Here is a 9026-nt window from a genome sequence, read left to right on the forward strand (position 1 = left end):
CACGGCTCCAGGCAGAAGCCGCCCTGGACGAGTGGATAGCCACCATCCCGAAGGGCCAAAAGGAAGTCTGGAGCGATCTGGTCAGGGCAGTGGGAAACTGGCGCGAAGAGACCATGACCTACTTCGAGACGGACATGCCCGTCACCAACGCTTACACGGAGTCCATCAACCGACTGGCCAAGGACAAGAACCGTGAAGGGCGCGGTTACTCCTTCGAGGTGATGCGGGCACGAATGCTCTACACCACGAAGCACAAGAAGAAGGCACCGACTGCGAAGGTCTCTCCTTTCTACAAGAAAACCATCGGTTACGGACTGCCGGACTTCGCAGAGGAACTCAACTACGGAGTCGATCTATCAACCATCTGAGGGTGGTATCAGATTGATGGGGTGAAGGTGCCCCATCAACCATTAAATCCGTATACCCTAGTTTTGAACATGGTATTTTCTCCGTGGGCTCTATGCCCTTCACGCCGACATAATGGCTTGGATCTCCGAATCCCGGCCGAGCAGCCTGGCCAACGGACGCATTACGCCGACCGGGCGTGCTCGGAGCAATCCAAGCCGCTATCGTCGCTCCGACGAAAATGATTTCGCGCCTGACCAATCCCATGAGCCAGGCAAGAGCGACTCGCTCCGGTCGGTCTCCTGGTTTGCGGGTCATCGCTTGAATACACCTTCCCGAACAAATCATTAGGTTCAGTGGCTGCGGAGTGACCCGCCTGTATTTCTCGCTCGCCGCTTACAGTTGCAGGGACAGCCGCAGATTTGACCTTGGAAGGCCTCACTGTGTTCCCGTTACCGGTGCGAATTTACGCTGAATGCGCGCAACGTAGCATCCAGCTAGCTTGTTGTATCGGTTCGTACCTTAAAAAAGAAGGGGCGAAGGGATCATATGCGTCGAACGGTGCGGAAACATCGTCAATCCCCGCCGATGACCATCCAGTCCCGTCCCATTTCGAATGCGCGAATTGAGCTCGTCCCGAGCAGCTGCGCAATAAGCTCGGCAGATTCGACGAGCCGTGGGCCGGGCCGATTGAAATAATGATGGCCATCGACGGCGAAGACCTTTCCTTTGCGAACCGCGGTAAGGTCCTTCCAACCGGAGCGGTCGACGAGCGAACCGAGATCGGCGAGTGTCTTCGGCAATTGATATCCGCAGGGCATAGCGACGATCAGCTCGGGATCGGCGGCGATCAAGTCGTCCCATTCCAGCCACGGGGAATGTTCACCGGCTCGCGCGAATAACGGACGACCGCCGGCCGCCTCGATCAGTTCGGGCACCCAGTTTCCTGCCGCCATCAGCGGATCGATCCATTCGATCGCGGCGACGCTTGGACGATCTATCCTCCGCCCTCGGTTTTCGGCCAGCCCTGCCATGCGCCGTCTCAAGCCGTCGACCACCGAAGATGTCCGCTCGGACAATCCCGCCGCTTCGGCGACCTTGGCGAAATCGCCCCACACATCCTCCAGCGTGTCGGGCGCCAGCGAGAGCAGGACCGGTGCGGTTCCGGTCCACTCGCTCAGTGCCTCCTCCAGATCGGCAGGGGTAACCGCGCAGACCGCGCATTGCGACTGCGTCAGGATGAGGTCGGGCCGCAGGTCGCGCAGCAGCGCGGTGTCGACCTCGTATACCGACAGACCCTGCCGCACGATTCCCTGAACCCGGTCGTCGATCTGGCACGACGTCAATCCCTTCTCCAGCTTGGTGGACGTGACGACCGGCAACCCCTTTACGGATGGCGGATAGTCGCATTCGTGAGAGCGACCTACGAGGTTCTGTCCCAACCCGAGCGCGACGGCGATCTCGGTCGCGCTCGGCAGGAGAGACACTATCCGCGGATGCGCCATGTCAGGCGAGCCGCAGCCGCGGCGTGGGTCCGAAGAGTTTTGGAGCGGTGCTGGTAAGGATCCAGTAGGCGCCCGAAAGTCCTGCGAACCACAGTGCATCGTTCGCGAAGATCTGCCCCACGATCGGCATCGCGAAGGTCTCGGTTCCGCCTACGACCAAAGTGAGCCCGAAGAGCGCAGCCTCGTAGACGAAGAATCCGATCAGAAAGGCACTCAGCGTCCGAAACGAACTCAGCTCGTCACGTTCGCCCATGACGGCGGCACCTGCAAGCATTGCCAGAACCGATGCGATGCCGAGCGCACCGCCCCAAGCGAACGCATAACCCGTATGCGGGTAGCCGAGAACGGTGAACCCCAGCACCTGGTTGGTCGCCCAGATCGCGAGGATCGTCGCCAGCGCGAGCGAGCGGTGCATGGTCGCGGCGGTCACGATCGCCAGAGCCACGAACGGCATCATGCAGGCGGCGGCCAGCGATCCGCCCACGGTCGCCAAGGCGAGTGTGACAGGCCATGCGAACCTAGCAGCCTCCGACTGCGCCGTGATTTCATCCGTCATCGAAATTCTCCCTAGAAGCGTGCGCGCGCGCCGACGGCGAACGAGCGTCCCGGCGTCGCGAAGCTGAAGACATCCTCGTAGTCGGCGGCCGTCAGGTTCTCGACCCGGCCGAACAGCTCGACATTATCCATGACCCTCACGTCGGCGGCGACGTTCAGCAGCAGGTAGTCGTCCAGTTGCACGCGAACCGGCACGAAGGAGGGATCGATGAAGGCGCTGTCGATCGTCTCGCCATTGTAGCGCGCGACGAGCGTGACCCCTCCCGCATCCCCGGGAACGCGCCAGTCGACGGCCAGACTGGCGGTATGCGAGGGCCGACGTACCTCGCGCGTGCCATTCTCGCGGGAACGCAGATAGGTGTAGGCTCCATTGACGCGCCAGGCCTCGCCCAAGCGCGCCTCGCCGGACACTTCGACACCGTTTCTTTCAGAGACGGTGTCGCGATTGCTGGGGCTGGCGACGAAGTTCGGGGGCGGAAAGGAAGTGAAGATCTCGTCGTCCAGTTCGCTTTCGAAATAGGTGACCCCAATCGAAGCGCGCTCACCGAACAGCGATTGGTCTATCCCGATCTCCCATCCGCTCGACTTCTCGGGCCTCAAGTCGGGATTGCCTATAAAGCGACCGTCGACGAAACCGTAGAGTTCGTAGAACGAGGGGTTCTTCACCCCCGATCCTGCTGCCCCGCGCACCCGCGTAGCCGCAGCGATCCGATAGCTCGCCTGAAGTCTGTAGGTCGTCGTATCGGCGAACTGGTCGTTCCAGTCCCTGCGAATCGAGGCGGACGCGCTCGCCCGGTCTCCCAGATCGATCGCATACTGGCCGACGAGGCCGATATTGTCGATCTGCCGACGACCGGTAAATGCGAAGCCGGTCGGATCGGTGTTACGGAACCGTTCGCGTTCGACGTCGAGAGCCGCCGTGACCCGGTGTGTGAGACCGCCAGCTTCGATACGCAACGTCGTATCGTAGGACCCTTTCAGCCTCTGCCCTTCACTGCCGTAGCTGCGTCCAGTCGAAGCGAAACCGTCGCGCCGGGTGTCCGCGATCTGTGCCGACAGCGCATGGGTCCAACGATCGTCGAGCAGGTCCACCTCGCCCCGCACCAGCGCGTAGACAGCCTCGTTCTGGAAACGGTTGCCGGGGCTATCGACCTGGAATCCGAACGTCGGGCTTGCCGGATCGGAATCGCTGTCGTTGAATTCGGCATCGGTGCGTGCGTAGCGCAATACGCCGGTAAGGCGTGCATCGGACGTAGGCGCGAACGTCGTCTTGAGAGACACCGCACCGCTGTCGTTCGCAAGGTCGCGCGTGCCGCCGCGGGCGCCTGGCGTGCCATCGGTGGTGTTGAGCGTGGCGGACAGCGCATAGTCGAGATCGCCGCTATATCCGGCGATCCGGGCAGCACCGTTCAGCGTGCCGAACGAACCGGCTTCGATACGCGCGGCCGCCCCGGGAGCATCGCGGCCGCCGAGCGTGATGTACTGGATGACGCCGCCGATCGCGTCCGATCCGTAGATCGCGCTCTGCTGCCCGCGCAGCACCTCGATCCGCGCCGCCTCGTCGGCGATGAGCGTTCCGAAATCGAATTCGCCAGCGTAGGGGTCGGACACCTCGATCCCATCGATCAGGACGAGCGTATGATTGGCTTCGGCCCCTCGCAGCCGGATCTGCGTCTGGCCGGGAACCCGCCCGACCGCGACACCCGGGACGTCGCGCAGCACGTCGGACACCTCGCGCACTTGCCGCCGATCGAGGACCTGCTGGTCGAGGATCGTGACCGATCCGCCAACCTGATCGATCGGCACGGGATCGGTCGCGCGGTTCCCGGTAACGACGATCGAGGTCGTGGAGGTTTCAGGATCGGCATCGGGATCGATCGTTTGCGCGAGCGCCGGACTTGTCAGGAATGCGGAAGACAGAAGCAATAAATGAACGTATTTCATAGACACGAATTTCCAGGGCGCCAGGCGACTTGGCCGGAGCGTCCGCGCAAACGCGGTCGACGAGACTGCCAGGGGACGGACGCGTGCATCCCCCGGCGGTCCTGCCGATGCGGCTCCAACCGCTACTCGTCGCCCAGACGAAATTCGTTTCGCGCCCGGCCAATCCCATGAGCCCGGCAAGAGCGACACGCACCGGTCGGTCTCCTGGCTCACGGGTCACTGCACGCGACATACCTTCCCAGACGGACATCGCCGCCCAGTGGTCGTGGAGCGAACCCCACTCATGTCACGCGCTCGCCGCTTACAGTTGCAGGGACAGCCGCAGAATTGGCCCGGCAAGACCTCACTGCGTTCCCGTTACCGGCACGCACTATCGGCGAGCGATTTCGCCGACGCTGGACGCTCTAGACTTCACCCGAATGTTCGGCAAGCATGAGCTTGCATAGTCGAGCGACCAATCAGCGCGCTCACTCGGGAGCTTGAAGAACGGATGGCTGGAAGAACTATCGGTGCTGTAACGGCGGACTTAAGTTGGTAATGTTGCCCGGACCAAAGTGGGAAACGCCATTGGAGGCCAGAACCTGGCTCATCGAACAGCGCCGCGTATTGAAGTGGTCCCATAAGGACGTGGAGAAAGCCTTTTTTTCATGCGCGGTCAAAAGTGATCTTTATATTGGACCCGGCGGAGGCAGCAGATTTGATCGGGCTACGGAAAAGCGCGTGGCTCGATTCGAACGGGAAGGCGACGCTATCCCGGATTGGATGTTCTGGATGCCTCTTGTCGTTCAGCACGCGCAGGTCGCGTATGAAGATCGCTGGGACTGGGAACGCGAGAACATCCCGCAACACAGCGATGTCAGGCGCGAGCGCGAAGAAGAGGAGTATTACGCTCGGCTGTTCGAGCTCAACGATCAGGAGATCGCTCTCTTGTCTCGCTTTCGAGAAATGGACCGCGACGAGCGCGAGGTTCTCGGGGCGATGCTTGAACCACAAACCTTTTGCAAAATCAGAGCTTCACTGGCGCGAAACTCCAACGGCTCGAAACTCTAAGCGGGCCATTCGCTTCAAGGTAGTTTCGAGCAGCCGGCGCACGGCGATCAGTCTGTGTCATCCGGCCAATCGTCATAGCTGTCCGGCAGATGGCTCAGATCCTCAGGCGGGGTCATGAACTCTTCTCGCTCCATCTTCGTCATCATGTCGGTCCGGATGCTCTTCTGCAACTGCTCGTCCCAATCGGGAATTGCAGAAATGCGCACCAGCATCACTTCGACTTCACCGTTATCATAAATCTCGAACGTCCGCGTCTTCGCAAGTTCGACATAATTGCCGAGATCCTGCGCGAGCTCGTCGACCGAGATGCGAAAACATGCATGTGGTTTCATGGGATCAGAACCTTTCGATTGCTTACAACAATCCCGCCGACCGCTGAGCCGTGTGGGCGATGCGGTCGGGCAGGCAAAAAGGTTCGTGAGCGTGATAGCCAATCGGGCGCGGAATGGAAGCCCCGCTCGCAGCTTTCGATGAAAGCGCGCTCTTCTAGCGTTCGAGCTGACGCATCAGATACCCCGCGCCTGCCGGCGTGACATTCACAGCGATCGCGAGCTTGTTGCGTGTCAGCGAAGGCAGTGCGACCCGCAGCTCGGCCGCTTCGGCGAGCCGACTGCGCCTGGTCCGCTGGAAACGCGTGCGCAGATCGCCCACATCCCGCTCCATCCGACAAAGCGACCGATAGGCGGCGGGAGCTTGTTCGGCGATGCAGTCCGCGACCGCCGCGGTCCATTCCTTCGCCGAACCGCACAGGAACTTCTGTCGCGGTACCAGCGAGGGAAGCGTATGCGCCGACAGTCCTGACCGCCGCAACATGGCCGGGACCATGAGGTAGGCGAGCCAGGCCTTGGGATGGTCGTGGTTGAAAGCGATCTCACGGCCGTCCGGTAGCCAAGCGACCAGGCGGGTGTGATCGGCGGACCTGTCGATCAGTCGACCCATCTCCGCCATGCGTGCGCCGATCGAGGCGAGCGTAGGTTCGAGGTCGGGTTCTTCCGCCATCCGTCGCAGCGCCCGCCACAGCGGGCCGTAGTGCACGAGATCGGCATTCGCCCAGATCGCCGCTTCGCGCTCCGGATCGATCAGTGAACCAAGCAGACGGCGGACTTGGCGGGCGTGCGGACCTCGGTCCGGTTCGAGACTCTCGAGGAAGTAATGGACGATCGCGACGACGCTCAGCGGATCGTTGCGCCCTTCGCCGCTACGGGGCGGCAAACCTGAACCGGCGAACCAGGCTTCGATATGGTTGGCGTCGATCGGCACGCCGGCGTTGCATGCGGATCTGGCGGCGCCCTCGAAACGCGCGCGGATGGTCCAGGCGACCCGCGCCGGGCTATGGGCGAGGCGCCCGTCGAGCCTTCCGAGCTCGAGGAGAGGGTCTGTCGTTGCAGGCATCGTTTTCTCGAAAACCCTAACGAACGTAGCCGCCTATAGATTCCGCGCGAAAGCAAAATGGTACGTTGCTTTCCCTCTCTCGTACGGTCCGTGCATAGACATGTGATAAGGAGAACTTATCACATGTTGCGGAGTGTGCTGTTTGAGTTAGTTTTATGCCGGCATGTCCGATATCTCGCCCCCCTCCGCGTTGCCCGGTAGCGCTCTCGCCGCGCTCGAAACCGACCTCGCGCTCGCGCTACGCGCGCCGAATGTCGCCGTCGATCGCGAACTGCTCGCCGCTTACGTGGAGGCGGCCGCGCCCAATTCGATCCGCGCGCTGCGGCAGGATGTCGAGGCGTTCGACCTGTGGTGCCGCCGCAGCGACGCTCGCGCGTTTCCGGCAACGCCCGGGATGGTCGCGGACTGGCTGAAGCATCGGGCGAGCGAGGGTGCCGCGCCCGCCTCGCTGGTGCGGTACAAAGCATCGATCGCCAAGGCGCACCGGCTGCTCGACCTCGACGATCCCACCAAGCACGAGATCTGCCGGCTCGCGATCGCGGCGCATCGCCGCAATGTCGGCTCACGGCAAAAGCAGGCGCGGCCGCTGCGATTTCGCGGCGCGGTCAAAGATCCGGTGCAGGCCACACCGCGCGGCATCCATATCCGCGCGATCCTCGGGGCCTGCGATAATACACCCACCGGGCTGCGCAATCGCGCGCTGCTCTCGGTCGCCTACGATACCGGCCTGCGCGCGAGCGAGTTGGTCGCCGTCGCAGCCGAGGATATCGTCGAGGCGCTCGATCCCGATGCACGTCTACTGCGGATCGGGCGGCACAAGGGCGACCAGGAGGGTGAAGGCTCGACCGCCTACCTCTCGCCGCGCAGCGTACAGGCGCTCCAAGCTTGGCTGCATGCCGCCGACATCAGCGAGGGGCCGGTGTTCCGGCGCGTGATTGTGCGGCGCTACGCCGATCGGCCAGCGCGCAGGCGAATCGATCCAAATACAATCTCAGGGCGCGCGATCTGGGATCCGCGCAAGTTCGCGGCGAAGGCAGCGGTTGCGGCGCGGACTGAATACAATGTGGGCGAGAAGGCACTGCACCCCGGCTCGGTCACGCCAATCGTGCGTGGCATGATCGCTAGCGCAATCGATGCGGGCGCGTTCGGCGATCTCGACAAAGAACAGGCGAGGAAATTGGTCGCAGGATTCAGTGCACATTCGACGCGGGTCGGGTTGAACCAAGATCTGTTTGCGATCGGCGAAACGCTCGCCGGGATCATGGATGCGCTGCGGTGGAAGTCGCCAAAGATGCCGCTAGCATACAACCGCAATCTTGCTGCCGAAGCTGGCGCAGCAGGTCGGCTACTATCGAAGCTAGATTAGGTCGTTCGGCGAGCGGTGTTTCGCAGCTGACACCGGCAGCTTTGCGCCCTCATATTGGACATTTGATCGGTCTCGTCGCGATCCTGAAACCTGCCACTGGACTAGGTAGTAGCTGAGGGCGGCTTCGTGCCCTCAATTCGGAAATCGGAGATACAAATGCCGATCTCGAAAGCCGACATTCTCCAAGTGCAAGGCAGACTGTTCGCGTAAGGCTTTTGACAACACCAGATCAATGATCTAGCAGTTTGACTTCGGGCACTTATTCCGGCGCCCGGTAAGGCAATGCGCCCAAGTCCGGCTCGATGAGCTGTGTGCGAAGGACGCGTTGATGAATTCTCCCGCTAATTCAGGTTCCGTAGAACAAACTCCGATCCCGTTTTCCGATGGGGTGCGTGTCTGGGCGCGCATAGCCGCGTTGAGCTTTGGTGGGCCAGCCGGCCAGATCGCGGTGATGCACCGCATTCTAGTCGATGAAAAGCGCTGGATCGGCGAGAACCGGTTCCTGCATGCGCTCAATTACTGCATGCTCCTGCCCGGACCGGAAGCCATGCAGCTTGCCACCTATATTGGCTGGTTGCTCCACGGCGTTCGCGGTGGCCTCGTCGCAGGATGCCTGTTCGTCCTTCCCGGCTTCCTCAGCATTATGGCGCTTAGCGTGCTCTATGCCAGTTTTCAGGAGGCCAGCTTCGTCCAGGCGATTTTCTTCGGCATTAAGGCGGCGGTGCTCGCCATAGTCATCGAGGCCCTGCTGCGCATCGGGAAAAGGGCATTGAAAACTTGGCCCATGTATCTGATTGCCGCCGCAGCCTTCGTGGCGATATTCGCATTCGATGCACCTTTCCCGCTGATTATCGCGGCCGCCGCGCTGG

9 protein-coding genes and 2 riboswitches are annotated in these 9026 nt (G+C 61.9%); of the genes, 4 read left to right on the forward strand and 5 right to left on the reverse strand.

Features of this window, described 5'->3' with window-relative positions; genetic code table 11:
• Nucleotides 1–368 (forward strand): transposase (locus A3736_RS16260; protein WP_197465645.1); only part of this gene is annotated, 368 nt, incomplete at its 5' end.
• Between the two features lie 251 nt (nucleotides 369–619).
• A riboswitch (cobalamin riboswitch) is annotated at nucleotides 620–820 on the reverse strand.
• Between the two features lie 100 nt (nucleotides 821–920).
• Here A3736_RS16260 and A3736_RS16265 read toward each other — a convergent pair.
• Genes A3736_RS16265 through A3736_RS16275 form a run of 3 tightly spaced genes read right to left on the reverse strand, consistent with a single transcriptional unit; the run spans nucleotide 921 to nucleotide 4349 of the window.
• On the reverse strand, nucleotides 921–1832 hold the full coding sequence (locus A3736_RS16265) for a cobalamin-binding protein (RefSeq protein ID WP_197273285.1): 912 nt from the start codon (nucleotides 1830–1832) through the stop codon (nucleotides 921–923).
• A gap of 19 nt (nucleotides 1833–1851) precedes the next feature.
• A complete protein-coding gene (locus A3736_RS16270; protein ID WP_011415075.1) occupies nucleotides 1852–2406 on the reverse strand; it encodes a hypothetical protein in 555 nt (184 codons plus the stop codon).
• Nucleotides 2407–2417: 11 nt separating this feature from the next.
• Nucleotides 2418–4349: a TonB-dependent siderophore receptor gene (locus tag A3736_RS16275; protein WP_011415076.1), complete on the reverse strand. Its 1932-nt coding sequence runs from the start codon at nucleotides 4347–4349 to the stop codon at nucleotides 2418–2420.
• Between the two features lie 176 nt (nucleotides 4350–4525).
• A riboswitch (cobalamin riboswitch) is annotated at nucleotides 4526–4749 on the reverse strand.
• A gap of 167 nt (nucleotides 4750–4916) precedes the next feature.
• Here A3736_RS16275 and A3736_RS16280 point away from each other — a divergent pair.
• A complete protein-coding gene (locus tag A3736_RS16280; protein ID WP_041685275.1) occupies nucleotides 4917–5399 on the forward strand; it encodes a hypothetical protein in 483 nt (160 codons plus the stop codon).
• A 47-nt stretch (nucleotides 5400–5446) separates the two neighbouring features.
• Here A3736_RS16280 and A3736_RS16285 read toward each other — a convergent pair whose 3' ends face one another.
• Both A3736_RS16285 and A3736_RS16290 read right to left on the reverse strand, forming a co-directional pair.
• Nucleotides 5447–5731, reverse strand: a complete 285-nt coding sequence (locus A3736_RS16285; protein WP_011415078.1) for a hypothetical protein — start codon at nucleotides 5729–5731, stop codon at nucleotides 5447–5449.
• Between the two features lie 154 nt (nucleotides 5732–5885).
• On the reverse strand, nucleotides 5886–6791 hold the full coding sequence (locus A3736_RS16290) for a hypothetical protein (RefSeq protein WP_011415079.1): 906 nt from the start codon (nucleotides 6789–6791) through the stop codon (nucleotides 5886–5888).
• Between the two features lie 163 nt (nucleotides 6792–6954).
• Between A3736_RS16290 and A3736_RS16295 the strand changes: the two genes are divergently transcribed.
• Together A3736_RS16295 and A3736_RS16300 are read left to right on the forward strand one after the other, a co-directional pair.
• Nucleotides 6955–8157 carry a tyrosine-type recombinase/integrase gene (locus A3736_RS16295; protein ID WP_011415080.1) on the forward strand — a complete coding sequence of 401 codons (1203 nt, stop codon included), beginning with the start codon at nucleotides 6955–6957 and terminating at the stop codon, nucleotides 8155–8157.
• A gap of 328 nt (nucleotides 8158–8485) precedes the next feature.
• On the forward strand, nucleotides 8486–9026 hold a 541-nt coding region (locus tag A3736_RS16300; protein WP_197465646.1), incomplete at its 3' end, for a chromate transporter.

Source organism: Erythrobacter sp. HI0063, assembly GCF_001635685.1.
GTDB lineage: Bacteria > Pseudomonadota > Alphaproteobacteria > Sphingomonadales > Sphingomonadaceae > Qipengyuania.